23 protein-coding genes are annotated in these 24,356 nt (G+C 69.0%); 15 read left to right on the top strand and 8 right to left on the bottom strand.

The genetic code is table 11. From position 1 onward, the window contains the following. Positions 1-57: 57 nt before the first annotated feature. Together AB0J91_RS01480 and AB0J91_RS01475 are read right to left on the bottom strand one after the other, a co-directional pair. The gene (locus AB0J91_RS01480) at positions 58-936 is read right to left on the bottom strand and encodes a polysaccharide deacetylase (protein WP_363862903.1); all 879 of its coding nucleotides are present in this window, start codon (positions 934-936) and stop codon (positions 58-60) included. 38 nt (positions 937-974) lie between these two features. Beyond that, positions 975-1,985, bottom strand: a complete 1,011-nt coding sequence (locus AB0J91_RS01475; protein ID WP_363862900.1) for an asparaginase — start codon at positions 1,983-1,985, stop codon at positions 975-977. A gap of 195 nt (positions 1,986-2,180) precedes the next feature. On the opposite strand from AB0J91_RS01475, the gene AB0J91_RS01470 reads away from it, so the two are divergent. The 3 genes from AB0J91_RS01470 (at position 2,181) to AB0J91_RS01460 (ending at position 5,927) form a co-directional block, all read left to right on the top strand. Then, positions 2,181-3,209: a LacI family DNA-binding transcriptional regulator gene (locus AB0J91_RS01470; protein WP_363863016.1), complete on the top strand. Its 1,029-nt coding sequence runs from the start codon at positions 2,181-2,183 to the stop codon at positions 3,207-3,209. Positions 3,210-3,761: 552 nt separating this feature from the next. Further along, positions 3,762-4,514, top strand: a complete 753-nt coding sequence (locus AB0J91_RS01465) for an SDR family oxidoreductase (RefSeq protein ID WP_363862897.1) — start codon at positions 3,762-3,764, stop codon at positions 4,512-4,514. Positions 4,515-4,601: 87 nt separating this feature from the next. Continuing rightward, a complete protein-coding gene (locus AB0J91_RS01460) occupies positions 4,602-5,927 on the top strand; it encodes an aromatic acid/H+ symport family MFS transporter (RefSeq protein WP_363862894.1) in 1,326 nt (441 codons plus the stop codon). A gap of 32 nt (positions 5,928-5,959) precedes the next feature. Here AB0J91_RS01460 and AB0J91_RS01455 read toward each other — a convergent pair whose 3' ends face one another. Next, positions 5,960-7,216 carry a PAS domain S-box protein gene (locus AB0J91_RS01455; RefSeq protein ID WP_363863013.1) on the bottom strand — a complete coding sequence of 419 codons (1,257 nt, stop codon included), beginning with the start codon at positions 7,214-7,216 and terminating at the stop codon, positions 5,960-5,962. 388 nt (positions 7,217-7,604) lie between these two features. On the opposite strand from AB0J91_RS01455, the gene AB0J91_RS01450 reads away from it, so the two are divergent. Further along, positions 7,605-7,916: an EthD family reductase gene (locus AB0J91_RS01450; RefSeq protein WP_363862891.1), complete on the top strand. Its 312-nt coding sequence runs from the start codon at positions 7,605-7,607 to the stop codon at positions 7,914-7,916. A 114-nt stretch (positions 7,917-8,030) separates the two neighbouring features. Beyond that, the gene (locus AB0J91_RS01445) at positions 8,031-8,786 is read left to right on the top strand and encodes a glucose 1-dehydrogenase (RefSeq protein WP_363862888.1); all 756 of its coding nucleotides are present in this window, start codon (positions 8,031-8,033) and stop codon (positions 8,784-8,786) included. 138 nt (positions 8,787-8,924) lie between these two features. On the opposite strand, the gene AB0J91_RS01440 is transcribed toward AB0J91_RS01445, so the two are convergent. Beyond that, positions 8,925-10,094, bottom strand: a complete 1,170-nt coding sequence (locus tag AB0J91_RS01440) for an FAD-dependent oxidoreductase (protein ID WP_363862885.1) — start codon at positions 10,092-10,094, stop codon at positions 8,925-8,927. Positions 10,095-10,428: 334 nt separating this feature from the next. Here AB0J91_RS01440 and AB0J91_RS01435 point away from each other — a divergent pair, with 334 nt between their 5' ends. Next, positions 10,429-10,620: a ferredoxin gene (locus tag AB0J91_RS01435; RefSeq protein ID WP_363862882.1), complete on the top strand. Its 192-nt coding sequence runs from the start codon at positions 10,429-10,431 to the stop codon at positions 10,618-10,620. 153 nt (positions 10,621-10,773) lie between these two features. Continuing rightward, positions 10,774-11,541 carry an enoyl-CoA hydratase-related protein gene (locus AB0J91_RS01430; RefSeq protein ID WP_363862879.1) on the top strand — a complete coding sequence of 256 codons (768 nt, stop codon included), beginning with the start codon at positions 10,774-10,776 and terminating at the stop codon, positions 11,539-11,541. A 105-nt stretch (positions 11,542-11,646) separates the two neighbouring features. Here the strand turns inward: AB0J91_RS01430 and AB0J91_RS01425 are convergent, their stop codons facing one another. The 3 genes from AB0J91_RS01425 to AB0J91_RS01415 are packed head-to-tail and all read right to left on the bottom strand — an operon-like array spanning position 11,647 to position 14,453. Next, positions 11,647-12,414: a crotonase/enoyl-CoA hydratase family protein gene (locus tag AB0J91_RS01425; protein ID WP_363863010.1), complete on the bottom strand. Its 768-nt coding sequence runs from the start codon at positions 12,412-12,414 to the stop codon at positions 11,647-11,649. 55 nt (positions 12,415-12,469) lie between these two features. Then, a complete protein-coding gene (locus AB0J91_RS01420) occupies positions 12,470-13,228 on the bottom strand; it encodes an SDR family NAD(P)-dependent oxidoreductase (protein WP_363787882.1) in 759 nt (252 codons plus the stop codon). 52 nt (positions 13,229-13,280) lie between these two features. Then, on the bottom strand, positions 13,281-14,453 hold the full coding sequence (locus AB0J91_RS01415; protein WP_363862876.1) for a thiolase family protein: 1,173 nt from the start codon (positions 14,451-14,453) through the stop codon (positions 13,281-13,283). 135 nt (positions 14,454-14,588) lie between these two features. On the opposite strand from AB0J91_RS01415, the gene AB0J91_RS01410 reads away from it, so the two are divergent. The 8 genes from AB0J91_RS01410 to AB0J91_RS01375 are packed head-to-tail and all read left to right on the top strand — an operon-like array spanning position 14,589 to position 23,452. After that, positions 14,589-15,752 carry an acyl-CoA dehydrogenase family protein gene (locus AB0J91_RS01410; RefSeq protein ID WP_363862873.1) on the top strand — a complete coding sequence of 388 codons (1,164 nt, stop codon included), beginning with the start codon at positions 14,589-14,591 and terminating at the stop codon, positions 15,750-15,752. A 26-nt stretch (positions 15,753-15,778) separates the two neighbouring features. Further along, on the top strand, positions 15,779-16,552 hold the full coding sequence (locus tag AB0J91_RS01405) for an SDR family NAD(P)-dependent oxidoreductase (protein WP_363862870.1): 774 nt from the start codon (positions 15,779-15,781) through the stop codon (positions 16,550-16,552). A 21-nt stretch (positions 16,553-16,573) separates the two neighbouring features. After that, positions 16,574-18,226 carry an AMP-binding protein gene (locus AB0J91_RS01400; protein ID WP_363862867.1) on the top strand — a complete coding sequence of 551 codons (1,653 nt, stop codon included), beginning with the start codon at positions 16,574-16,576 and terminating at the stop codon, positions 18,224-18,226. Then, the gene (locus tag AB0J91_RS01395) at positions 18,210-19,376 is read left to right on the top strand and encodes an acyl-CoA dehydrogenase family protein (protein WP_363862864.1); all 1,167 of its coding nucleotides are present in this window, start codon (positions 18,210-18,212) and stop codon (positions 19,374-19,376) included. Before AB0J91_RS01400 ends, AB0J91_RS01395 begins: the two co-directional genes overlap by 17 nt. Continuing rightward, positions 19,376-20,263, top strand: a complete 888-nt coding sequence (locus AB0J91_RS01390; RefSeq protein WP_363862861.1) for a CoA ester lyase — start codon at positions 19,376-19,378, stop codon at positions 20,261-20,263. The genes AB0J91_RS01395 and AB0J91_RS01390 overlap by 1 nt, the downstream gene beginning before the upstream one ends. 1 nt (position 20,264) lies before the next feature. Further along, positions 20,265-20,732 (top strand): MaoC family dehydratase, encoded by a 468-nt coding sequence (locus AB0J91_RS01385; protein ID WP_363862858.1) that lies wholly within the window; start codon positions 20,265-20,267, stop codon positions 20,730-20,732. Further along, complete coding sequence (locus AB0J91_RS01380; RefSeq protein WP_363862856.1) at positions 20,729-22,201, top strand: aldehyde dehydrogenase family protein; 1,473 nt, start codon at positions 20,729-20,731, stop codon at positions 22,199-22,201. The genes AB0J91_RS01385 and AB0J91_RS01380 overlap by 4 nt, the downstream gene beginning before the upstream one ends. A 24-nt stretch (positions 22,202-22,225) precedes the next feature. Beyond that, positions 22,226-23,452, top strand: coding sequence for a CaiB/BaiF CoA-transferase family protein (locus AB0J91_RS01375; RefSeq protein ID WP_363862853.1), 1,227 nt, complete (start codon positions 22,226-22,228; stop codon positions 23,450-23,452). A gap of 61 nt (positions 23,453-23,513) precedes the next feature. On the opposite strand, the gene AB0J91_RS01370 is transcribed toward AB0J91_RS01375, so the two are convergent. Then, positions 23,514-24,278: an SDR family oxidoreductase gene (locus tag AB0J91_RS01370; RefSeq protein ID WP_363862850.1), complete on the bottom strand. Its 765-nt coding sequence runs from the start codon at positions 24,276-24,278 to the stop codon at positions 23,514-23,516. Positions 24,279-24,356 lie beyond the last annotated feature (78 nt).

Below are 24,356 nucleotides of genomic sequence, written 5' to 3'. Positions count from 1 at the left end.
GAGGGGGATCGTGGAGGCGACGGGGGCCGGGAGGTTGTCGCCTCCGCGGAGGCGAATTCAGCGGCGCGGGTTGCGACGGAGGAAGTCGTCGGCGATCTCGTCGAAGGTGACCCAGCGGACGCCTTCGTGGTTTCCGATGTGGTCGATGAGGCGCTCGTGCATGAGCAGGTTCTGCGGGCGCCCGGAGACGTCCGGATGCACGGTCATCGTGAACACCGCGTAGTCGGATTCCCGGTAGACCCAGTCGAACTGGTCCCGCCACATGACTTCGAGATCACGCGGGCTGACGAAGCCGTGGCTGTTGGGGCTGGCCTTGACGAACATCATCGGGGGCAGGTCGTCGAGGTACCAGGAGGCCGGGATTTCGACCAGGCTCGTCTGGTGCCCGCGCTCGAGCGGCTTCATCCAGGTCGCCGCCGACTGGTCGTAGTCGATCTTGGACCAGGAATCACCGACCCGGACGTAGTACGGCTCGAAGTCCCGGTGCATGAGCGAGTGGTCGTACTTGATCCCGCGCTCGAGCAGCAGCTCGTTGGTCACCGGGGAGAACTCCCACCACGGCGCGACGTAGCCGGTGGGGCGGCGGCCGGCCCGCTTCTCGATCAGGTCGATGCAGTGGTCCAGGATGTCGGACTCCTGCTCGCGGCTCATCGCGATCGGGTTCTCGTGGCTGTAGCCGTGGACGCCGATCTCGTGACCGGCCTGCACGCACGCGTCGAACTGCTCCGGGAAGGTCTCGATGGAGTGCCCCGGCCAGAACCAGGTCGTGGGAAGGCCGGTGCGGCGAAACAGCTCCAGCATTCGCGGGACGGCGACCTCGCCCGCGAACAGGCCGCGCGAGATGTCGCAGGGCGAGTCTTCGCCGCCGTAGGACCCGAGCCAACCGCCGACCGCATCGACGTCGACCCCGTACGCCACGAGGATTTCCTTGGCCATGACGCTCACTTTCCCTTCCGTTCGTGATCGGATTGCGTTCAGCTGCCGACGGCCGTTGTGGACACCACGCGGGCCTCTCGCAGCCAGGTCAGACATCGCCGTGCGACTTGATCGGGCTGCTCGTCGCCCGAGAGCGCGGCCGCCAGCAGCAGGCGGGCCTGCCAAGGCGAGAGGTCGCCGGCGAACACCGCGCCTGCCGCCGCGAGATCGGCACTGCCTCCGGCGTAGAGGCCGGCGACAGGCCCTGCGCCGGTACGGCTCGTGATCAGCACGGGAATGCCGTCCGACAGCAGTCGCAGACAGGCCTGCGTGGTCTCGGGTGTGGTGTTGCCGGAGCCGAAGCCGGCCACCACCAGACCGCGCATGCCGTTGGCGACCGCGTGGTGCAGCCACGAAGTGTCAGCGCCGAGGTACTGCCCGGCGATGTCCACCCTGGGGAGATCGGTGGTGCCAGGTGGCAGCAGCGGTACGCGGGGCGTTGCCCCCTGCACGCGCACGCCCGCCTCGTCGACGTGGCCGATCGGTGATCGGCCCGGCGCGGAGAACGCCTGGAGCGCGAGGGCGTGAGTTTTGCGCACACCTACGGCCGGCAAGACCTCGTTGCCGAAGGCGACGGTGACTCCGGTTCCCCGTGCGTTCGGCTCCGCCGCCCAGCGCAGCGCCGCGGCGAGGTTGCGCGGGCCGTCCGGTGCGGGGTCGTCGAACGGGCGCTGCGCGCCGGTGAGCACCACCGGTTGCGGACCGGTGTGTGCCAGTGCGAGCAGGAAGGCCGTCTCCTCGAGCGAATCGGTTCCGTGCGTCACCACCACACCGTCGGCCCCGGCGGCCGCGGTCCGAACGGCCTCCACCAGCGCGAGCACATCCGGGATCGTCGCGGCGAAGCTGGTGACGCCGGTCAGGTCCCGGGCGTCGATGTCGAACTCGGTGAGGGCCCAGACGTCCTTCGCGGCTCCGAGCAGCTCGGCGGCCCCCACTTCGACCCGGCGGCCGTACGGGGTGCTGCGGGTGGCGATGGTGCCACCCGTACCGAGCAGGGCGAGATGCTGCACAGTTCCTCCGCTAACGATTGCGCTAACGATTGCGTAGAATGATGCGTGTGACCCAGCGCGCAGTCAAGGGAGAAATGGAGCCGTAACGGAACCGACCCGGGGCTGCTCGGCAGTCGATGAGCAACAATGACCTTGAACAGCGCCGTTGCGAAGGGGAGCGAGACGACAGTGAGTGGTGGGATTGCCGACTTCGGGATGCCGGACCCGAGCGGGTCGGGGGAGAGTCCCTCGCGGCCCCCGACGCTCGCCGACATCGCTGAGGCCGCTGGGGTGCACGCCACCACCGTCTCCCGGGCCATTCGCGGTGGTGATGGGGTGGGACGCAAGACGGCCGAGCGCGTCCGCGCGGTGGCCAGGGAACTGGGTTATCTCCCGAACCCAGCGGCGGCCAGCCTGCGCACCGGTAGGTCGAACATGCTCGGCGTGGTCGTCCCGCGGCTGACCGACATCGTGCTGGCCACGATCTACGAAGGTATCGAGAGCGGCTCCGCGGCAGCCGGCTACCAGACCGTCGTCGCCAACAGCGGCGACGACCGCGAGACGCAGCGGATGCGGGTCGAGACCTTGCTCGCCGCCAGGGTGGGGGGATTGATCCTCGGCGACGCGCGCAGCGATTCGGGCTTGGTCCACGAACTGATCGACCGCGGGAGCAATGTCGTGCTCACCTCGCGGCGATTGCCCGGAGTCCTCTCGGTCACCTGCGACGACCGGCTCGGCGGCAGGCTGGCGGCCGAGCACCTCATCGAGCTCGGGCATCGCCATCTCGCCGTGATCGCCGGCGAGCCCTACGCCTCGACCGGGGTCGAGCGAACCCGGGGTTTCCGGGACGTCTGCGCGGAGCAGGGCGTCGGCCTCCCGGAGACGCACGTGCTGGAGTCGCGGTTCGACGTGTGCGGAGGTCGGGAAGCCGCTGAGATCCTCCTGCAGCTCGATCCGCGACCGACCGCGCTGTTCGCCGTCAACGACTTCGCCGCGATCGGTGCGCTGGGCGCGATCCGGGATGCGGGCCTGCGTGCCGGAGATGACGTGGCGGTGGTCGGTTTCAACGACGTGCCCCTGGCGGCCGAACTCGCCGTGCCGCTGAGCTCGGTTCGCTCTCCCATGTGGGAGATGGGTTTCGAAGCCGCTCGCACCCTGATCCGCCTCATCAATGGTGAGGAGTGCGAATCCCTCGCCCTTGCACCGCAACTCAAGGCCCGCGCATCGAGCCTGGGCTCCCGATGAGGTTCAGGCGTTCGAAGCGCTGTGGAGCGCGCGGGTCTGGGAAGGCCGGGGCGCGGCCCGGCCGACGCGGCGACACCGCCGTGCTGCGGCCTGCTCAATCCCGCGCCCTACCGCGACGTCTGAACGGCGTTCGGTGACGTCCTGGACTCAGCCGCAGGTCGAGTTGCACAGCTTTTCGAGGCGGTTGGCGCGAAGCCAGTTCTCGTCGACCGTCACGCACTCGTCGTTCAGGATGACGGCTCTCATCTCAAATCTATTATGATGATTCCAAGCAAAGCTCTTGTGCTTCGGCGGGCCCGAGATCATGCTGGTGCCGAGAACCCGATGATGTGGAGACCACTGGAGGATCGGTGACGACGAGTGGGCAGACGGTCCTGCGGCGGAACCGCGCGGGCTCGCGTTGGTCGCCTGCTTCCACAGCGTCTCGCGCATCGCGACGGACGCCCGGGTCATCTTCGGCGAGTGCCGGTACGTCCCGGTCCACGACGGAACACCAGCTGCGACTCCGGGAGAAGGCGATCGCGATGCAGCAGACCCTCCGGTGGGTGGCCGATGTCTGAGCCCGCAGCCGTCGTCGTCACCGGTGCCGCGCAGGGGATCGGCGCGGCAATCGCCCAGCGCTTCGCGGAGTCCGGCCACCCCGTGGTCGGCCTGGACCTCGACGCCGATCGGCTCGCCGCGACCGCCGGGTCCTGGCCGGGCGCTGGACACCGCGTCGTGGGAGGTGACGCCGCCTCGTCGGAGGACGTCGGCCGAGCGTGTGAGCTCGCCAGTGCGACGCCGAGCGGCCTCGGCGCGTTCGTCGTGAACGCCGGTCACGCCAAGGCAGGCCCGTCGGCGGACTATCCCGCCGCGGACTGGGACGCCATGCTGCGTGTGCACCTGACCGGCGCCATGGTCGGCGCCCAGCAGGCTGCCGCTCGCATGCCCGAGGGCGGAGCGCTGGTCATGATGTCGTCGCTGAACGGGCTGTTCGGGTTTCCTGGCCGTGCCGCCTACGGTGCGGCCAAGGCCGGCGTGGCGGGACTCGTGCGCGGCCTCGCCGCCGAGTGGGCGCCTCGGGGCATCCGGGTCAACGGGGTTGCCCCGGGTTCGGTGGTGACTGAGCTGTCCACCGAATTCCTGCGTCGTGGAGTGATCAACGAGGATGACTTCCTCGACCGCATTCCGATGAAGCGGTTCGGGCAGCCGGCCGAGGTCGCCGAGCTGGCCTACTTCCTCGGCACTTCGCTCTCCTCCTACGTCACCGGCGTGGTCGTGCCGATCGACGGCGGCTGGGCCGCTCAGGGGATCGGCGGAAGCTGACTGCACATCGAATGTCGTCAGTCCCATGATTTCTCTCGCCTCCAGGCTTTCCGGGGGCGCGATGACTCGACGGTCAAGGAGGACCGGATGAGCGAGGCGCGGCCACCTGCCGGTCGGCGCAGTGGAACGACGGTCGCCGTCATCTGCTGTGTCGCAGTCATCTTCGACGGGTACGACCTGTCGGTTTTCGCGACGACGATCCCGTCGTTGCTCGAATACGAGCCGTGGAGGCTGGAGGCCGCCCAGGCGGGTGTGATCGCCAGCTACGCCTTCATGGGGATGCTGGTCGGTACGCTGATCTGCGGGTTCGCAACGGATGTCCTGGGGCGCAGGAAGATGCTGATGTTCAGCATCGCCTGGTTCTCGATCTGGATGCTCGCCTGCGCTCTGGCGCCGAGCCCGGAGCTGTTCGGGCTCTTCCGGCTCTTCTGCGGGATCGGGCTCGGTGGCCTGCTGCCCACCGCTCTCGCCCTCACGGTGGAGTTCGCGCCACGGGACCGGCGCAACCTGTTCAACGCTCTGGTCAGTTCCGGCTTCTCGGTGGGGACGATCGCGGCCTCGCTCCTCGCCTTGATGCTGATCGAGCCTTTCGGCTTCCGGGTGATGTTCGCCCTCGGGGGCGCCGCCGCGATCGTGCTGCTGCCCGTCGTCCACTTCGCCATGCCCGAGTCCGTCGGCTTCCTGGCGGCCAAGGGCCGGTTGAGGGAGGCCCGCGAGGTGGCCGAGCGCTACGGCCTGCCCGAACCGACTGAGGGCGTCGACCGGGACGCCCGACGGGTGAGGCTGCGTGACCTGGGCCGCCGGCCGCTGCTCTTCGTGGCGGGCGTGTTCGCTCTGACGACCCTCATCGGGCAGCTGTTCATCTACGGGCTGAACACCTGGCTACCTCAGATCATGCGGACGGCCGGGTACCCGCTCGGTTCCGCGCTGAGCTTCCTCGCCACGATGAGCGTCGGGGCCATCGTCGGTGCCACGGTCATGTCGTGGTTCGCCGACCGCTTCGGTCCGCGCCGCATCGCGTTCTGGGGCTTCGGCATCGGAGTGCTCGCGCTTCTCGTCATGAGCGTGAGCCCGCAGATCGTCATCCTGTACGTCGCGGTGTTCCTGGCTGGTGTGGGAGCCAACGGAACCTCGGTCATCCTCAACGGCTTCGTCGCGATTTGGTTTCCGGCCGCAGTACGGGCCACCGCGATGGGAGCGATCATGACCGTCGCTCGGATCGGCGGGATCATCGGCCCGATCATGGGTGGCCTGATCATCGGCGCCGAGCTGCCCTTCCAGTGGAGCTTCTACGCCTTCGTCGTCCCGGCACTGATCGGGATGTGCCTGATCCTGACCCTTCCGCGCCGCCATCTCGATGGACGGGGATTGGCGGAGCCGGAACGGCCGAGGAGGGCGATGACGTCATCGTGAGTTGCCCGGGCGGGGTCGGGGAGTGGACTCGTTCATCTGCCGCCGGAGTGATGCTGGTGGCGGGGGTTGGCGGCTTTGCGGTTGTACATGTCGAGGTCGGCCGCGTGGAGCAGGTCGGCGGCCGGGGTGGTAGCGCTGGTGGTGGCAGCGAGCCCGATGCTGGCGGTGAGTGTGATTTCGTGGCCGGCGACGATGAGGTCGGTGTTCAGGCGTCGTGATACTTCGTCGCGGAATGCCCTGGACGCGTTGATGTCCGGCTTGTTGGAGACGACCACGAATTCGTCGCCGCCGAGGCGGGCCACGGTGTCTCCTGGGCGGACGGCGTTGAGGAGTTCGTCGGCGGTGGTGGTGAGGAGTTGGTCGCCGGCGGCGTGGCCGTAGCGGTCGTTGACGGGTTTGAGTCCGTCGACGTCGGCCAGCAGCACTGCGAGGACGCCGCCGCGCTGGGGGAGTGAGTGGAGCTCGTGGTTGAGCCGGTCCATGAGCAGGGCTCGGTTGGCCAGGCCGGTGAGCGGGTCGTGCAAGGCCATGTGCGCGATGTGGCTGTCGCGCATCTCCTCGTCGCCGATGGTTTCGTACTGGGCGACGAGGTAGGCGGGCTCGTCGTCGGCTCCTCGGACGAGGTTGATGCGGATGAGGGCCCAGATGGGGTATCCGTTCTTGTGCCGGTAGCGCTTTTCGGTGCTGGCGGTGTCGATGTGGCCTGCGGCCAGTTCGGCGAGGAGGTCCACTCCGGAGGTGTCGTTGGGATAGGTGAGGTCGGTGAAGCGCATGTCCAGCATTTCGTCGCGGGTGTAGCCGATCATGTCGCAGAGCTTGTCGTTGACCTCGAGCCAGCGGCCGGTGAGGTCGAGCATGGCCATGCCGATGGGGGCGTTGGCGAAGGTGTTGCGCCAGCGCCGCTCGGCTGTGCGGCGTTCGGTGATGTCCTGGTACTGCACGAGGACGAACTGCGGCACGCCTGCGGAGTCGCGGATGAGAGCGAAGTCGACCAGGACCCAGATGGCTGTGCCGTCGGACCGCACGCCGCGCCGCTCCTGGGTCAGCTTCTCCACGTCACCGGTGATCAGGCTGCTGATCATGTCGTCGTCGACCGGTGAGTCATCTGGATGTGTGAAGTCCCCCGCCGAGCGGTGCAGCACGTCCGCGAGGTCGTAGCCGAGGAGCTCGCAGGCCGCGGGGTTGGCGTAGATGACCCGGGCCTGCAGATCGAGCGCCGCGACCGGAGCCGCAGCTTGCTCCAGGATCAGCTGCCATGCCACACCGTGCGGCATGGCTGAGCTCGGCATAGCCACTGGGCAACCGTAACGGCGGCGCCCGCTTGGCACGCACAGGTGTCATTCTGCCGGGTGAAGATCGTTCGCTTCCGACCCTCTCGAGGGCAATGATCAACTCGTTTCTGGAGCGAACAGCCTCGCTTGCGCTCGGCCGAGAGCGGCGAGCGCAGTTCCGGAATGTTGCGAGGACCGCGCCCTCGGAAGCAATCAGTGACTATGAATATCAGGAATATCTTGACTCTTGCCACGGCTCGGGTGATCCTGGTTGCAAGTCACGCCCCGCGGTTCTCCTGTCCGGCGCCACGTTCATCCAATGTGGACTGATATGCCCGGCGCTGCGGGTTCTCGAGGCGCTGCGGGATGGTCGCTGCGCAAATCCCCCAGGTAGAAAGGCGAATCGATGTATCGGCTCACGGCGATTTACGACCACCCGTCCGACCCCGAGGAGTTCCTGAAGCACTACCGCGAGGTGCACGCGGTTCTGGCGACCAAACTGCCGAAGCTGAAGAACTACGAATGGGGCGTGACCGAACTTCCGGACGGATCGAAGCCCGCGCACTTCCTGGTCGCGGTCCTGGACTTCGACAGCAAGGAAGACGCCCTGGCGGCCCTGCAGTCGCCGGAGGGAGAAGCCGCCTCGGCCGACATCGCGAACTTCACCACGCCAGACGCGTTCCAGATGTCCTTCTCCCAGGTCATCAAGGCGGCCTAGGGGCTGTTTAAGGGTTGCGTTGCTTGGCGGTGCTAGTGGCAGGACCTCAGCGGTGGTGCGGGTTGAGTCCCTCACCTGAACACGGCCCACACTCCCAACCTTTTCAAGGAGCCCATGGTGGACAGACTTCAGGGCAGAGTCGCCCTCGTCACCGGTGCCGCGAGCGGCATCGGCAGGGCGACCGCTGAGCGTTTCGCGGAGGAAGGCGCGGCGGTGCTCGTCACCGACATCCAGGACGCTGCCGGCGAGGGAGTCGCGGCCGGGCTCAGGGAGTCGGGATCCCGGGCCGCTTTCCTGCACCACGACGTGGCCTCCGAGGAGTCGTGGCAGGAGGCGATCGACCACGTCGTCGCGGAGTTCGGAGGGCTCGACATCCTGGTGAACAACGCCGGGATCGGGGACGTCGCCCCGCTCGAGGAGACGACGAAGGAGCAGTACGAGCGAACGATCGCCGTCACGCAGACCAGCGTGTTCCTGGGCATGAAGGCGGCTGCGGAGCAGTTGAAGGCGTCCCGGTGCGGCTCCGTGGTCAACGTCAGTTCGATCTACGGCGTGGGCGGCGGGTTCGGCACCTCGCCCGGTTACCACGCAGCGAAGGGGGCTGTCCGGCTGCTCACGAAGAACACCGCCATGCGCTGGGTCGGCGACGGCGTGCGGGTGAACTCGGTGCATCCGGGGTTCGTGGACACCCCCATCCTCGAGAACGTGAAGGGAACCGAGATCGAAGCGGGCATGGTCTCGGTGATGCCGATGGGCAGGCTGGCTCGGCCGTCCGAGATCACCGCCGCCATCGCCTTCCTCGCCAGTGACGATGCCTCGTTCATGACCGGTTCGGAATTGCACGTGGATGGCGGGTACCTGGCTCGCTGACCTTGCCGCCATCGATTCCACGCGGGGTCCTCGAGAGTGCTCTCGAGGACCCCGCGTGCTGTGCTGCGTCATGGCCCGGATCCCGGGAGGAACCTCCGCCACCGGTCCAGCACGCAGGCGCAGTTCATGATCACGTGCTCAGATCGAGGCATCCGGGTCGGCCAGCGATTCCGGGGTCGGTTTCGCGCCGCCATCGATCGCCGCTCTGGCGTGGATCATCTGCTTGGGTTGATCGACGCTGAGGTGGGCGTTGAGCGTGCCGTCCGGTGTGAGCCAGGCCGCTCCCCACTTCGCCGAACCCCGGCCGCGGATCACGACCGCGTCCTCGGCGCCGTGCTGGCCGACGTACTGGATCTTGTGCCCGAACTGGTCGCTCCAGAAGTAGGGAACCGGGTCGTGCACCGGCAACGGTTCCGGGCCGCCGTGGCCGCCCAGGATCATCGCTGCGGCGACGTCGGGGCTGGTTCGCGCGTCGTCCCAGTGCTCGACGCGCAGGCGCTTGTTCCACCGCCGCGACCACCGGGCGGCGACATCGCCCACCGCGTACACGTTCGGCCTGGTGGTGCGCAGGTGCTCGTCGACCACCACGCCGCGGTCGACCTCGATTCCGGAGCCGGTAAGCCAGTCGGTCTGCGGGCGCACTCCGATACCTGCCACCACGACGTCCGCCGTGAGGTGCGACCCGTCGCCGAGCCGCACGCCGGTGGCGGTCACCTCGATGATGCTCACCCCGAGGCGCAGGTCCACGTCGGACCACCAGGGCAGGAACTGTGCGCCGACCTCGTCGCCGAGCGCGGCGGCCAGCGGTGCCGGCCCCGGTTCCACGCAGGTCACGCGGCACCCCAGCCGGAGCGCCGCCGTCGCGACCTCCCCGCCGATCCAGCTCGCACCTGCGAGCACGACGTGGGCGCCCGGGCGCAGTCCGGAGCGGAGCCGTGCCGCGTCCTGCGCGGTGCGCACGACGTGCTGCGGGCCCGATCCGGGCAGCGAGATGGGTGCCGCGCCCGTCGCGATGACCAGGGTGCTGAACGGAACCTCGCCCTCTGGTGTCCGCACCACGTCCCGATCCGGGGCGAGGCCGGTCGCAGCGACGCCCAGCCGGAGATCGGCTTCGAGCAGCTCGAAGTCGGTGCGCAGGGTCGTGTCACGCTCCTCCAGGAGTGCGGCCTTGGTCAGCGGTGGCCGGTCGTAGGGCGGGGAGGGTTCGGCGCAGAGCACCAGCAGCTCGCCGTCGTGCCCCTTCGCGCGGACCTGTTCGCACACCCGGGCGGCTGCCAGGCCTCCGCCGGCGACGACGATCCTGTTCATGAACCGTTGCCCATCGGCGGAACGCCCTGGTGAGCGGGGAAGCGGGCGGACTTCTGCAAACCCATGTTGGCTCCTTCTGCGGGCGTCGGCGCAGTGCGGCGAGGCCCGCCGAGGTCATGACGTAGCTGGACGTGCGGTCCCCGAGTGTGAACTCGGGGAGAGAAGGGCGTGGCGCGGGTCGTCGTGAGTGCGGTCCCAGTTCGCGACGGCTTCCGGAGAGGCCGCCGACCTGCCATGCTTTCGCGTCTCTCCACCCCTTCGCTTTGGCATGATAATGGTTATACTAGATGGGTCGGCTGTCAACGATGCGAGCCGAGTCGGTCGAGGAGGATTCATGCGAGTTCAGGTCGACGCCAACCAATGCCAGGGGCACGGGCTGTGTCAGATGACCTCGCCCGAAGTGTTCGCGCTCCGGGACGAGGACGGGCACGCCTATCCGATCACCGAGGAGGTCGACGGCGCTCTGGTAAACGCTGCTCGCGACGGTGCGGATGCGTGCCCGGAGCGGGCGATCACCCTGAAATGACGGCGGGCGAGCTGCGCGCCCGCGGGTTGACCCCTGAGCGGCTCGCGGCGCGCTCGCTCGGTCGGCGGTGCCCCTCCCGGGCGTCCTTGGAGATCGCGAATACAAGGATTATCATTATAAGGAAATGTCCCCGGGTGGGTGTGGAGGAGACCGATGAGCGACGTCCTCGTGGAGCGTGGTGCCGGTGAGACCGTGTGGATCCGGTTGAACCGGCCCGAGCGGCGCAACGCGTTCGATCCCGAGATGTCCGCAGCCGTCGTGGAGGCGCTGGAGGGCGCTGCCTCGGCGCGCGCGGTGGTCATCACGGGGTCCGGCGGCAGCTTCTGCGCCGGCGGTTCGCTGCAGCAGCTGAGCACGCCGACGGTGGGGGAGATGCGCCAGCTCTACCAGTCGACCCTGCGGATGTTGGACGCCGTGCGGCAGTGCCCCAGGCCGGTCATCGCCGCGGTGAACGGAGCCGCGGCCGGCGGGGGCAACGAGCTGGTCGTCGCGTGCGACGTGGCCATCGCCGCCCGTTCGGCGACCTTCGGGCAGACCGGGCCGCGAGTCGGCAGTTCGCCGGTGACCGGGGCCACCAACGTGATGGGCCTGCAGATCGGTGAGAAGCGCGCGAAGGAGCTGTCGCTGTTCTGCCGCCGCTACACCGCCGAGCAGGCGGAGCGGATGGGCTTGGTGAATGCCGTGGTCGAGGACGACCTGCTGGAGCAGACCGTCACCGAGTGGTGCGGTGAGCTGGCCGCGCTGAGCCCCCGTTACCTGGAGATCACCAAGGTCAGCTCGAACGTCTGGTGGAACGCTGCCCGCGATTCGTTCAGCGCGGGCCTGGGCATGCTCGTCCAGGCGGTGGGCAGCCCCGACATGACCGAAGGCGCTGCGGCCTTCCTGGAGAAGCGCAAGCCGAACTTCCCCCCGCCGCAGTGAGGCCGGTCGTTCGGCTCGGTGGTGCGGGATGTGCGGGCCACCGGGGCGGACGCGGGGACCGGTGCGGCGCGCGCTGGTTCCCGCGTCCGTCGATCTCCCCGCCGGTCAGCGGCCCTTCCAGACCGGCAAACGCTTCTCCTTGAACGCCAGAGCACCTTCGCGGGCGTCCTCCGAGCTGCGCACCGGCTCGCTGATCGCCTGCTGGCGGTCGAACGCCTCGTCCGACGGCCAGTCGCGGGCGGCGTTGATGATCTCCTTGGTGGCGCGGACCGCGAGCGGGCCGTTGCCCGCGATCGTCCGCGCCAGTTCCACCGCCGTCGCCCGGGCCTGGCCGGGTGGGGTGAGCCGGTTGACCAGGGAGACGTCGTGCGCCGCCCGCGCCGAGACGAGTTCGCCGGTCAGCGCCCACTCGACCGCCACGTGGTAGGGCACGCGTTCGGGCAGTTTGAGCAGCCCGCCACCCGCCGCCACGAGGCCGCGCTTGACCTCGGGCAGTCCGAACTTCGCCTCGTCGGAGGCCACGATGAGATCGCAGGCCAGGACGATCTCGAAGCCGCCCGCGATGGCGTGGCCCTCGACGGCCGCCACCAGCGGCTTGGTGGGTGGCTGCTGCACGATCCCGGCGAAACCGCGGCCGGGTAGCGACGGCCGCTCCCCGGCGAGGAACGCCTTGAGGTCCATACCCGCGCAGAAGCTCTGCCCTGCGCCGGTGATCACGCCGGCGGCCAGGTCGTCCCTGCTGTCCAACTCGTCCATCGCGGCGGCGATCGCCGTGGCGGTCGCGGTGTTGATGGCGTTGCGGGCCTGAGGCCGGTTGATCGTGATCACCAGAACGCCGTCGATGTTCTCGGTCAGGACGACCGGCTCGGTCACGCCGGACTCGGCATCGCTCGTTGTGGAAGTGCTGGATTCGGTCACGCTGCTCTCCTCATTTCGGCGGCATCCGGATCGCACCGTCGAGGCGGACCGTCTCTCCGTTGAGCATCGGGTTGTCGATGATGTGGTGGGCGAGCGCGGCGAACTCGTCCGGGTCCCCCAAGCGCTGCGGGTGCGGTGTTTGCTTCGCCAGCCCGTCGCGGATCTCGTCGGAGAAACGGGCCAGGATGGGGGTGTCGAAGGTGCCCGGAGCGATGGAGCACACGCGGACCAGCTTCCGCGCGAGGTCGCGGGCCGCTACGAGAGTCATGCCCACCACCCCGGACTTCGCCGAGGCGTACGGGATCTGCCCGATCTGGCCCTCCCACGCCGCGACCGAGGCGGTGAGCACGCAGGCTCCGCGCTCGCCGTCGACCGGCTCGTTGGTCACCATCCGGGCGGCGGTCAGCCGGAGCACGTTGAACGAGCCGATCAAGTTCGTGCGCACGATGGACTCGTAGGACTCCAGCGATCCCGGTTGGCCGTCCCGTTCGACGACGCGCACCGTTCCGCCGCGGCCCGCGCAGTGCACGAGCGCTCGGATCGGGCCTTCGGCCAGGTCGAGCGCCCTGCTCACGGCGTCGGCATCGGCGACGTCGGCGGGGCCGAATCGGGCCGAATCGCCCAGTTCCTTCGCGACTCGTTCTCCGTCGGAGGTGGGCAGATCGATGATGACCGTGGGGACGCCCCGTTCGACGAACCGGCGCGCGGTGGCCAGGCCGAGGCCGGAGGCGCCTCCGGTGACGACTGCTGTCGCGTTGTCCAGCTTCATTTCTCTCCGTTCTCACACGTTGTTCCCGTGCGTTTTCCAGCGGCGCCGCGCGCTACGCGGACAGGTTCTCGACGATCGCGGCGTTGGCCATGCCGCCGGCTTCGCACATGGTCTGGAGGCCGTAGCGGCCGCCGGTGCGCTCCAGGTGGTTGATCAACGTCGTCATCAGTCGGCAGCCGGATGCGCCGAGCGGGTGTCCCAGGGCGATCGCGCCACCGCAGGGGTTGAGCCGTTCGTCGGGCACCTCGAACTCCCGCTGCCAGGCGAGCGGAACCGAGGCGAAGGCTTCGTTCACCTCGAAGGCGGCGATGTCGCCGGGTGACAGCCCGGATCGCGCGTGCACGGCGTGCGTGGCGGGGATCGGGCCCGTGAGCATCAGCGTCGGGTCGTCACCGACCACCGCCGAGGCCACGACTGCCGCGCGAGGTCGCAGGCCCAGTGCGACGGCGCGTTCCTCGGACATCACCAGCAGCGCGCTGGCACCGTCGGTGATCTGCGATGAGTTTCCGGCTGTGATCATCCAGTCCAGGTCGGGGAAGCGATCCAGGTAGGGCTCTCGCGCGAACGCGGGGGCCAGCTGCCCGAGCCGCTCCGGGGTGGTGCCTTCGCGGATGGTTTCGTCGGCGGCGACCGCAGTGCCGTCCGGCGTCTTGACCGGCACTAATTCCTCGGCGACGGGCGTGGCGGCGGCGCGTTCGTGCGAGCGGGCAGCGTACTCGTCGAGCTCGGATCGGCTGAGCTTCCACTTCGCGGCCACGAGCTCGGCGGAGATGCCTTGGGGAACGAGCCCGGGGAACCGAGCGCGCACCTCCGGTCCGTGCGGATCGGCGTCGCCGCGCGCGGACCCCATCGGCACCCTGCTCATCGACTCCACGCCTGCGGCGATGGCGATGTCGTAGGCGCCGGCCTGGACGCCCTGAACCGCGAAGTCGATGGCCTGCTGGCCCGAGCCGCACTTGCGCTCGATCGTCACGGAGGGGACGTGCGTGGGAAATCCCGCCGCCAGCACCGCCTGGCGACCGGGGGTGGCGGACTGCTCGCCGACCTGGCCGACGCAGCCGACGAGCACGTCGTCGATCAGCCCGGGGTCGAGGTCGTTGCGGGCCACGAGCCGGCTGAGGACCTGCGCGAGCAGGTCCACCGGATGCAGCCCGGCGAGCGCGCCGGTGGACCTGCCGCGCCCCATCGGGGAGCGGACCGCGTCGACGATCACTGCCCGGCCCATTGTTTCCTCCCTAAACCATGATGATGATAAGCAGAGACAACTGCATCTTGCACGGGGCTGATCGGAGGAGCAAGCTTGACCGCGCTGCCGGTAAGACTATTATGATGATTACGATAAAATGAGGGTGGTGGGCCAGTGGGATCCGCAATCGACGCCGACGAACAGCGCGCCCTGAAGGAGGTCGCGGCCAAACTCGCCGCGGAGCGCTACGCGCCGCGCGCGGAGGAATGGGACCGCGAGCGGACCGCTTTTCCCCACGAGGAGCGGCGCTACCTGGGGGAGCTGGGACTGCTCGGCATCGCGCTCCCGGAACGGCACGGTGGCGGGGGTGCACCGCTGCAGCACGCGTTGACCGTCATCGAGGAGCTGGCCAAGGAATGCCGTCCCGCGGCGTTCCAGGTCTTCGAGTCCAACACGGGGCCGGCGCAGGTCGTCGCGAGGCTCGGCAGCGAGCAGCAGCGCGAGCGCTTCCTGCCAGCGATCATCAGCGGGGAGGCGACGCTGGCGGTCGCGATCTCGGAGCCGGACGCGGGCTCGGCCGCCACCGACATGAAGACCAAGGCCGTCGTCGAGGGCGACAAGGTCGTGGTCAACGGTTCCAAGCGGTGGATCTCCAACGGTGGCGAAGCAGATCACTACCTCGTCTACGCGCGCATGAACGACGCACCCGGGTCGAAGGCCATCGGTGCGGTGATCGTCGAAGCCGACCGCCCCGGCGTGAGCTTCGGTGAGCGCGAACGGCTGATGGGCTTCCGCGGCATCCCGTCTGCCGACATCCGCTTCGACGACGTCGAGGTTCCCGCGGAGAACCTGGTGATCGGTCCGGGGCGCTTCCGCGAGCTCTTCGGCGCGTTCTCCATCGAACGCCTGGGAAACGCCACGATGAGCCTCGCGCTGGGGCAGGCGGCGCTCGACCGGACCAAGCGCTACGTGCAGGAACGCGACCAGTTCGGCAAGCCGCTCGTGGAGTTCCAGAACGTCCAGATGACGCTGGCGGACATGCTGCTGCAGGTCGAGGCGGCCCGCTTGCTCATCCAGCGCGCGGCAGCCGGTGTCGGCGAGAACCTGCCGAACTCGCTCGACGTGTCGCTGGCCAAGTGCACCGCGAACGAGATGGCCAAGCGCGTCACCGATCTCGCCATGCAGCTGCACGGCGGGAACGGCTACACCGAGGAGTTCGGCCTCGAGAGGCTGCACCGCGACTCGCACGGGTGGGCGCTGGCCGGAGGCACTCCGGCGATGCAACGCATCCGAATCGTCTCCGAAATGCTCGGCCGCTCCTTCGACCAGCGCCGCTGACCAATCCGACGCGAAGGGAAACACTCATGACACGTCGCTTCGAAAACCGCACCGCCGCCGTCGTCGGCGGTGGATCCGGCATGGGCCGGGCCATCTCGCTGCGCCTGGCCGACGAAGGCGCTCACGTCTACGTCGCCGACCTCGGTGCCGACGCCGCCGAGGGGGTGGCCAAGGAGATCGTGGCCGCTGGGGGCAGCGCGGTCGCGCAGCAGGTCGACGCGACCGACAACGACAGCTTGCGCGCCCTGTTCGACCGCATTCGCGACGAGCGCGGTGTGCTGCACGCGCTGCACGCGCAGGTCGGCATGCCCGGCCCCGCCGGACTCGAGGTGTCCGACGAGCAGTGGGCCACCAACGTCGATGTCAACGTCAAGAGCGCCTACTACACCTGCACGCTCGGCTTCGACCTGCTCAAGGCGGCCGGCGGCACCGGTTCGATCACGATGACCTCGTCGACCTCCGCGCTGGTGGGCTCGCCGTTCAGCCCGATCTACTCGTTGACCAAGGGAGCGCTCGTGCCGTTCGCGCGGTCGTTGGCGCTCAACGGCGCGCCGGACGGGGTGCGCGCCAACGTGGTGTGCCCCGGCACCGTGCACACCCCGATGCTGGCCCAGTTCTTCGGCCGGGAGGCCGGAGCCGACGTCTCCGAGCTGACCAAGGACTTCGTCGGTGGGATCCCGCTCGGCCGGGGCGCGGAACCCGAGGAGGTCGCGGCGGTGATCGCCTTCCTGCTCAGCGATGACGCGAGCTACGTCACCGGCGTCACCATCCCGGTCGACGGCGGATTGACGGCGAAGTAGCGACCACTGTGGAGGCCGAGCATGACCCGGGTTTACCGCGATCTCGTTCCCACGTTCGCCGATCCGGCGGACTGGACGCTCAGCACCGTCCTGCGGCACCACGCCCAGGAGCGGCCGGACGCGACCTTCCTGATGACGCCGGAGGAAGGGCTGCGTTGGACTTACGCCGAGATGCTGTCCTCGGCGCAACGGGTCTCCGGCTCGCTGATCAAGACCGGCGCGGAGGCCGGTGATCGGCTGGTCATCATGGCCGCGAACTCGTCGCGGCTGGTGCGCAGCTGGTTCGCCGCCGCCGTGGGAGGGCTGGTCGAAGTACCGATCAACACCAACTACGAAGGCGAGTTCCTGCGACACCAGGTGATCACCGTCGGGGCGCGATGGGCGGTCATCGACGACACCTTCGCCGAGAGGTTCGTCGCGATCGCCGAGCACGCACGGGGCATCGAGCACTTCTGGGTGATCGACAGCGGTCGCGGGCAGGAAGCCGTGGAGGTGCTGCGGCGCGCCGGCTGGGCCGCCGATCTGTGGGACGACCTCGAAGAAGGGCCGGAGCTGGAGCTCCCGGCGCCCCGGCCCCAGGACCTCGGCGCCATCTTCTTCACCTCCGGCACCACGGGCCCGTCCAAGGGCGTGGCGATGCCGCACGCGCAGCTGTACTTCTTCGCGCAGATCGTCGTGTCCCTGACCCGGCTCACCCCGGAGGACACCTACCTGACCACGACGCCGCTGTTCCACGGGAACGCCCAGTTCATGGCGGTGTACCCGGCCCTGGTCGCCGGTGCCGGCGCCGTGGTGCGGCCGAAGTTCAGCGCCAGCCGGTGGATCGACCAGGTGCGCGAGTCCGGCGTGACGGTGACCAACTTCGTCGGCGTCATGATGGATTTCGCGTGGAAGCAGCCGCCGCGGCCGGACGACCGGGACAACCAGCTCCGGTGCGTCTACGCCGCACCCACCGCGAGTTCGATCGTGGCGGACTTCCAGGAGCGCTACGGCATCGAGGCGTTCGTCGACGCGTTCGGGCTCACCGAGACCTGCGCACCGATCATGTCGCCGTACGCCGTCGAGCGCCCGCCCGGCGCGGCCGGTCTGCAGGCCGCGGACTGGTTCGACATCCGGCTGGTCGACCCGGAAACCGACCAGGAGGTGCCGGTCGGTGAGATCGGTGAGCTCGTGGTGCGGCCGAAGCACCCGTGGACGTGCAGCATGGGCTACTACGGGATGCCCGAGAAGACCGTCGAGGCGTGGCGAAACCTGTGGTTCCACACCGGTGACGCGTTGCGGAAGGACGCCGACGGGTGGTTCTACTTCGTCGACCGCTACAAGGACGCGCTGCGCCGACGCGGGGAGAACATCAGCTCCTACGAGGTGGAGCAGGCGATCCTGGGGCACCCGGCGGTCGCCGAGTGCGCGGTGATCGGTGTTCCGGCCGAGGTCGAAGCCGGCGAGGACGAGGTTCTCGCCGCCATCGTCGCCACCGAACCCGTCGATCCCGGCGAGGTCATCGACTGGTGCAAGGGCCGCATTCCCGAGTTCGCCATCCCCCGCTTCGTCCGGTTCGTCGATGCGCTGCCGAAAACGCCTTCGGAGAAGGTGCGCAAGGCGGTGCTGCGCGAGGAGGGGATCTCCCCGGACACGTTCGACCGCCAGGAGAAGGCACATGGACTTCAGCGCTGACACGACGCATTCGGACATCCGGGAGGCCGTGCGCGCGCTGTGCGCCGGATTCCCCGACGACTACTGGGCCCAGCACGACCGGGACGAGGAATTCCCCTGGGACTTCTACAAAGCCGTGGTGGACGGCGGCTGGCTCGGTCTGACCGTGCCCGCCGAGTACGGCGGCGGTGGCCTGGGCGTCACCGAGGCCGCGATCGTCGAGCAGGAGATCGCGGCCTCGGGCGCGGGGATGAACGGGTGCAGCTCGGTCCACATCGGGATCTTCGGGTTCGAGTCGATCATCAGGCACGGCAGCGCGGACCTGAAGAAGAGGTTCCTCCCACGGCTCGTCGAGGGCGATCTGCACGTCTCGTTCGCGGTCACCGAACCGGACGCCGGAACCGACACCTCGACGATCTCGACGTTCGCGAAGAAGGTCGAAGGAGGCTGGTCGATCTCCGGGAAGAAGGTCTGGATCACCAAGGCCCAGGAGGCGGAACGGCTCATCATCCTGTGCCGGACGTCCCCGCGTGAGGACAGTCCGAAGCGGACGGACGGGATGACGCTGTTCTTCGCGCCGATGGACCGCGAACGCGTGACGGTGCGCAAGATCCCGAAGCTGGGGCGCAACGCCGTGGACACCAACGAGCTGTTCATCGACGAGCTGTTCGTCCCCGAATCGGATGTGATCGGCGAGGTCGGCGACGGCTTCCGCGCGATCCTCGCCGGGCTCAACGCCGAACGCGTCATCTCGGCCAACGCCTCGATCGGCATCGGACGCGCAGCGTTGCGCCGCGCGACCACCTACGCGAAGGACCGCACGGTGTTCGGCCGCCCCATCGGGCAGAACCAGGCGATCTCGCATCCGCTCGCGCGTGCGCTGGTCCAGCTCGACGCCGCGGACCTGGTGTGCCAGCGGGCGGCGTGGCTGATCGACAACGACCAGCCCAGCGGCAAGGACGCGAACGAGGCGAAGTTCCTGGCCGCGGAGGCCGGCTTCTTCGCAGCGGACGCGGCCCTGAGCGCGCACGGTGGGTACGGCTATTCGAAGGAGTACCACATCGAGCGGTACTTCCGGGAGGCGCGGCTGATGCGCATCGCGCCGATCAGCCAGGAGATGGTGCTCAACTACGTGGCTGAGCACGTGCTCGGCCTGCCGAGGAGCTACTGATGCGTCCTTACCGTTCCGTGCTGTTCCTCCCGGGTCACCGCACGACGTGGGTGGACAAGGCGTTGCGCGCCAACGCGGACGCGATCGTGCTCGACCTGGAGGATTCCGTGCCCTCCGGGGAGAAGGTCGCCGCGCGGGAGGCGGTCGCCGGTTCCATCCGGCGGGTCCGGGAGTCGGGGAGCGAGGTCGGTCTGTTCGTGCGGGTCAACCCGCTGGACACCCGGCTCACCGGTGGTGACCTCGAGGAGGTCGTCGTTCCCGGCCTGACCGGTGTCTTCGCGCCGAAGATCGAGCGGAGCACCGACGTGCTGCGCTACGACGCGCTGCTCGACCACTTCGAGGAGCGCAACGGGGTTTCCGGTCTGGAGTACATCGTGCCGGTCGAAACGGTCCGGGCGATCCACGGCTGCCTGGAGATCGCGACCGCGTCCCCGCGGGTCGGGGCCATGATCGGCCCGACCGCTGAGCACGCGGACATCGCCAAGGCCGTCGGGTACGAGTGGACCCCCGAGGGGACCGAGACGCTGTACCACCGCAGCCGGATTCTCCTGGCGTGCCGGGAAGCCGGGATCCACGCGCTGACCGGGTTGTGGGAGGACCTCGCGAACCTGGACGGCCTGCGGGAGTTCGCCGCGCGCGGCAGGCAACTCGGCTTCCGCGGGATGATCGCGATCCACCCGAGCCACGTGGCCGCGATCAACGAGGTGTTCTCACCGGCCACTGAGGACATCGAGTTCCACCGGGGGCTCGTCGAGGCGTACGAGAAGGCCCGCGCCGAGGGCACGGGGGCGCTGCGCTATCGCGGCCTGCACATCGACAAAGCGCACTACGACAAGGCGGTGGAATGGCTGACGCGGGCCGAAGCCATCGCGGGAAACGGGGAATGACATGCGCGGTCTGTACTTCGAGGAGTTCGAGATCGGTGCGGAGTACGCACATCCGTTCACCCGCACGGTCACCGAGATGGACAACGTCATGTTCACCTCGCTGACGATGAACCTGCAGCCGCTGCACCTCGACGAGGAATTCGCCAAGAAGAGCGTGCACGGGGCCAGGGTGGTCAACAGCCTGTTCACGGTGGCGCTGATCGGGGCGTTCCACGTGCCGGAGCTGACGATGGGAACCACCCTCGGCAACCTCGGCTACGACAAGATCGAGTTCCCGCACCCGGTGTTCCACGGTGACACCTTGCGCGCGGAGACGACGATCCTGGACAAGCGGGAGTCCACCAGCCGCGACGACTCCGGGATCGTGTGGTTCGAGCATCGCGGTTTCAACCAGGACGACACGCTCGTCTGCCTGCTGCACCGAGTCGGCTTGATGGCGAAGAAACAGGAAGAAGAGGGCGCCCGATGACCAAGACACCTGAGTCGATGCGCGACTACGTGCCCGGAGTGCGCACGCTGACCATCGCCAACAAGCCGGTGCAGCCGGCCGGGCAGCGCTGGGAGGTCGTCAACCCGGCCACGGAGCAGGTCCTGGCCGAAGTCGGCGGTGCTTCCTCCGAGCAGGTCGACCAGGCGGTGCGCGCCGCGCGGGACGCCTTCGGCGGCTGGGCCGCCCTCCGGCCGGATGAGCGCTCGGCGGCCATCCACCGGCTGGCCGATGTGCTGGAGGCGCGCGTCGACGAACTGCTCGCGTCGATCGTCAACGAGGTCGGCACACCGGTGTCGCTGGCCGAAGGGCTCCAGGTCAAGATGGGCCTGGGGCACCTCCGCTGGCAGGCGGAGGCGGCCAAGAAGGACCGCACGGTGCACCTCGGGGGCTACGACCAGCCGGTGCCGACCATGAGCGAGGTCTCCCACTACCCGGTGGGCGTCGTCGCCGCGATCACCGGCTACAACTACCCGCTCAACCTGGCGATCTTCAAGTTCGGCGCCGCGCTGGCCGCGGGCTGCACGGTGGTGCTGCTGCCGTCACCGCGCACGCCGCTGACCACCCTGCTGCTCGGTGAGCTCAGCCGCGAGGCGGACCTGCCCGACGGCGTGTTCAACGTGATCGTCGGTGATGCCGAGGTGGGGCGGCGGCTGTCCTCCCACCCGGGGGTGGACAAGGTCTCCTTCACCGGGTCCGACGCGGTCGGCGCGAAGATCATGGAGCAGGCGGCCGCGAACCTCAGCGGCGTGACGCTCGAACTCGGCGGGAAGTCGGCCAGCATCGTGCTGCCCGGCTGCGAGGTCGAATCCTTCGCGGAGGAGATGCACCTGCGCTGGTCCCGCAACGGAGGCCAGGGGTGCGCCGCGCTGGCCCGGCTGCTGGTGCACGACGATCTCTACGACCGGTTCCTTGCCGCGAGCACCGGCGCGTTCGACCAGATGCACGTCGGCGACCCGTGGGACCCGAAGACGAACATCGGGCCGATGATCCGGCCCGAGCACCGCGACCGGGTGCAGAGCTTCGTCGACGGCTCGCTCGACGAGGGCGGCCGGGTCCTGCTGTCGGTCGACCAGCCGGTGCCCGACAAGGGCTACTTCATCAACCCCGTGCTGCTGGGCGGGCTGCCGCACACCGCGCGCGCCGTGCAGCAGGAGATCTTCGGCCCGGTGGCGGTCGTGGTCCCGTTCCGGGACGCCGAGGAGGCCATCGACCTGGCCAACGACACCGCCTACGGGCTGGCGGCCAACGTCTGGACACCGGACCTCGACGAGGGCCGGCGCGTCGCCGAGCGGTTGCGAGCCGGAACCGTGTGGATCAACGGCGGGGGTGCGATGCGGCCGGACGCGCCGTTCGGCGGATCCGGCCGTTCGGGTGTCGGCCGGGAGATCGGCGAGTGGGGCATCCACGAGTACCTGGAGCCCAGGCACGTCCAGTGGCGCGTGCAGTGAGCGGGCGATCGAAGGGGAGGGGTCATGGCTGAAGCCGGTGACGCGCCGCTGGCCGGTGTGCGCGTGCTCGAACTCGGTGCGGGCTACGCCGCGCCGACCGCCGGGAGGATGCTGCGGGATTTCGGCGCCGAGGTCATCAAAGCGGAAGACCCGGTGAACGGTGATTACGCGCGCCAGTGGGTGCCGCAGAAGGACGGCCTGTCGCTCGGGTTCGGCCGCCTCAACAGCGGCAAGCGCTCCGTGGGCATCGACCTCCGCCAGCAGGGCGGCCGGGATCTGGTGCGCCGCTTGGCCGCCGAGGTGGACGTCGTCGTCGAGTCGTTCCGGCCGGGGCGGCTGGAGGGCTGGGGGCTCGGGTACGACGTGCTCAGCGAGCAGAACCCGAGCCTGGTCCTCACCAGGATCTCGGGCTTCGGGCAGACCGGGCCGTACCGGAATCGGCCCGGCTTCGGCACCGTCGCGGAGACGTCCAGCGGGTTCGCCCACATCAACGGCTGGCCCGAGCACCCTCCGACCTCGCCCCCGTTCGGGTTCGCGGACTCCATCGCGGGCATCTCGGCGGCGATGGGCACGGCGATGTCGTTGTTCCGCAGGGAGCGCACCGGCAAGGGCGAGGTGGTGGACGTCGCGCTGTACGAGCCGCTGCTGTTCATCGTCGGCGACATGGTGCTGAAGTACACGGGGCTCGGCGAGGTGCAGGGTCGCATCGGCAACGCCACCGGTGCCGCGTCCCCCCGCGGCATCTACCAGTCGGCGGACGGGAAGTTCCTGTCGATCGCCGCGTCGAACCAGGTGATCGCGACCAGGCTGTTCACCGCGATGGGGCAGCCGGACATGATCGAGGATCCGAGGTTCGCCACCGGGCCGGCACGGCTGGAGCACAACGATCTGCTGCAGAAGTACGTCAGCGACTGGGTCGAGTCGTTGTCCAGGGATGCGGCTCTCGCCGTGCTCGAGGAGCACGAAGTGGTGTGCGCGCCCGTCAACGACGCCTCCGACATCGTCGCCGATCCGCACTTCCTGGAGCGCACGCTCGTGGGCATCACCGGTCCCGGCGGCTGGGATTCGGTCATGACGCCCGGTCCGGTGCTGCACCTCGCCGGTTACGAGGGGCCGGCCTACGACGGCGTGCCCCGCATCGGCGAGCACACTCACGAGGTGCTGGGGGCGGGGCTCGGGCTCTCCGGCGACGAGCTGGGGGAACTCGTCGCCGGGGGTGTGATCACCGGTCGCGAAGACGCTTCAGCGTGACCGGCCGGTTCTGAAACGGCTCCCGTCCGGGCCCGCCCTGGGGTGGGCCCGGCCGGTGGGTCTACGGCTGTCCGCCGTCGACGGCGAGCACCGCGCCGGTGGTGTAGCTGGACGCGTCGGAGGCCAAGTACACCGCCATGCCCACGATCTCGTCCGGTCGGCCGCCGCGTTGCAGGGCGAAGCGCTGGGCTCGGGTGGCGAACTCGGCGGGGTCCCAGGACGCGCTGACGTCGGTGTGGAAGGTTCCGGCCATGATGGCGTTGCAGCGCACCGAAGGGCCGAAGGTGTGCGCGAAGCCCGTGGTGATCGCGTTCAGGCCGGCCTTGGCCGCGGCGTAGGGGAGCACCGAGGGCCGCGGGCGGGTGGCGGCCGCGCTGCTGATGTTGATGATCGACCCTCCGGTGCTCTCGGCCATCCTGCTGCCCACCAGGGCGGAGAGCCGGAACGGTCCCTTGAGGTTGACCGCGATCACCTTGTCGAACAGCTCCTCGGTGATGCCGTCGACGCGGTCGTAGAGCGGTGACATGCCCGCGTTGTTGACCAGCACGTCGACGCGCCCGACCCGCTGGTAGACGTCGTCGACGAGTGCGTCCAGCCGGTCCCACCGGCCGACGTGGGCGCTGATCGGGTACGCCCTGCGGCCCGTTTCGCGCTCCACTTCGGAGGCGGCTTCCTCGCAGGCTTGCTGCTTGCGGCTGGAGATGATGACGTCGGCGCCCGCTCGGGCCAGCCCCAGGGCGATGGCCTTGCCCAGCCCGCGGCTGCCGCCGGTCACCATCGCCACGCGGCCGCTGAGGTCGAACGCACTGGTCGGATCGAAGGTCATGAGGTCACCTCGGCGTTAGTTGACGCGGGACAATTCCTTGTTATGGTAATCATAAATATGCCGGAAGTTGAAGGAGCT

The organism is Saccharopolyspora sp. NPDC049357, from assembly GCF_040677225.1.
Classification (GTDB): domain Bacteria; phylum Actinomycetota; class Actinomycetes; order Mycobacteriales; family Pseudonocardiaceae; genus Saccharopolyspora.
The sequence above is the reverse complement of the archived record's forward strand: the minus strand, read 5'-3'. Positions and strand labels throughout refer to the sequence as shown.

Coding starts and splice junctions, on each gene's coding strand:
- AB0J91_RS01480 (WP_363862903.1), bottom strand. CDS start 936: ATGGCCAAGGAAATCCTCGTGGCGTACGGGGTCGACGTCGATGCGGTC.
- AB0J91_RS01470 (WP_363863016.1), top strand. CDS start 2,181: ATGCCGGACCCGAGCGGGTCGGGGGAGAGTCCCTCGCGGCCCCCGACG.
- AB0J91_RS01465 (WP_363862897.1), top strand. CDS start 3,762: ATGTCTGAGCCCGCAGCCGTCGTCGTCACCGGTGCCGCGCAGGGGATC.
- AB0J91_RS01460 (WP_363862894.1), top strand. CDS start 4,602: ATGAGCGAGGCGCGGCCACCTGCCGGTCGGCGCAGTGGAACGACGGTC.
- AB0J91_RS01455 (WP_363863013.1), bottom strand. CDS start 7,216: ATGCCGAGCTCAGCCATGCCGCACGGTGTGGCATGGCAGCTGATCCTG.
- AB0J91_RS01450 (WP_363862891.1), top strand. CDS start 7,605: ATGTATCGGCTCACGGCGATTTACGACCACCCGTCCGACCCCGAGGAG.
- AB0J91_RS01445 (WP_363862888.1), top strand. CDS start 8,031: ATGGTGGACAGACTTCAGGGCAGAGTCGCCCTCGTCACCGGTGCCGCG.
- AB0J91_RS01440 (WP_363862885.1), bottom strand. CDS start 10,094: ATGAACAGGATCGTCGTCGCCGGCGGAGGCCTGGCAGCCGCCCGGGTG.
- AB0J91_RS01435 (WP_363862882.1), top strand. CDS start 10,429: ATGCGAGTTCAGGTCGACGCCAACCAATGCCAGGGGCACGGGCTGTGT.
- AB0J91_RS01430 (WP_363862879.1), top strand. CDS start 10,774: ATGAGCGACGTCCTCGTGGAGCGTGGTGCCGGTGAGACCGTGTGGATC.
- AB0J91_RS01420 (WP_363787882.1), bottom strand. CDS start 13,228: ATGAAGCTGGACAACGCGACAGCAGTCGTCACCGGAGGCGCCTCCGGC.
- AB0J91_RS01415 (WP_363862876.1), bottom strand. CDS start 14,453: ATGGGCCGGGCAGTGATCGTCGACGCGGTCCGCTCCCCGATGGGGCGC.
- AB0J91_RS01405 (WP_363862870.1), top strand. CDS start 15,779: ATGACACGTCGCTTCGAAAACCGCACCGCCGCCGTCGTCGGCGGTGGA.
- AB0J91_RS01400 (WP_363862867.1), top strand. CDS start 16,574: ATGACCCGGGTTTACCGCGATCTCGTTCCCACGTTCGCCGATCCGGCG.
- AB0J91_RS01395 (WP_363862864.1), top strand. CDS start 18,210: ATGGACTTCAGCGCTGACACGACGCATTCGGACATCCGGGAGGCCGTG.
- AB0J91_RS01390 (WP_363862861.1), top strand. CDS start 19,376: ATGCGTCCTTACCGTTCCGTGCTGTTCCTCCCGGGTCACCGCACGACG.
- AB0J91_RS01385 (WP_363862858.1), top strand. CDS start 20,265: ATGCGCGGTCTGTACTTCGAGGAGTTCGAGATCGGTGCGGAGTACGCA.
- AB0J91_RS01380 (WP_363862856.1), top strand. CDS start 20,729: ATGACCAAGACACCTGAGTCGATGCGCGACTACGTGCCCGGAGTGCGC.
- AB0J91_RS01375 (WP_363862853.1), top strand. CDS start 22,226: ATGGCTGAAGCCGGTGACGCGCCGCTGGCCGGTGTGCGCGTGCTCGAA.
- AB0J91_RS01370 (WP_363862850.1), bottom strand. CDS start 24,278: ATGACCTTCGATCCGACCAGTGCGTTCGACCTCAGCGGCCGCGTGGCG.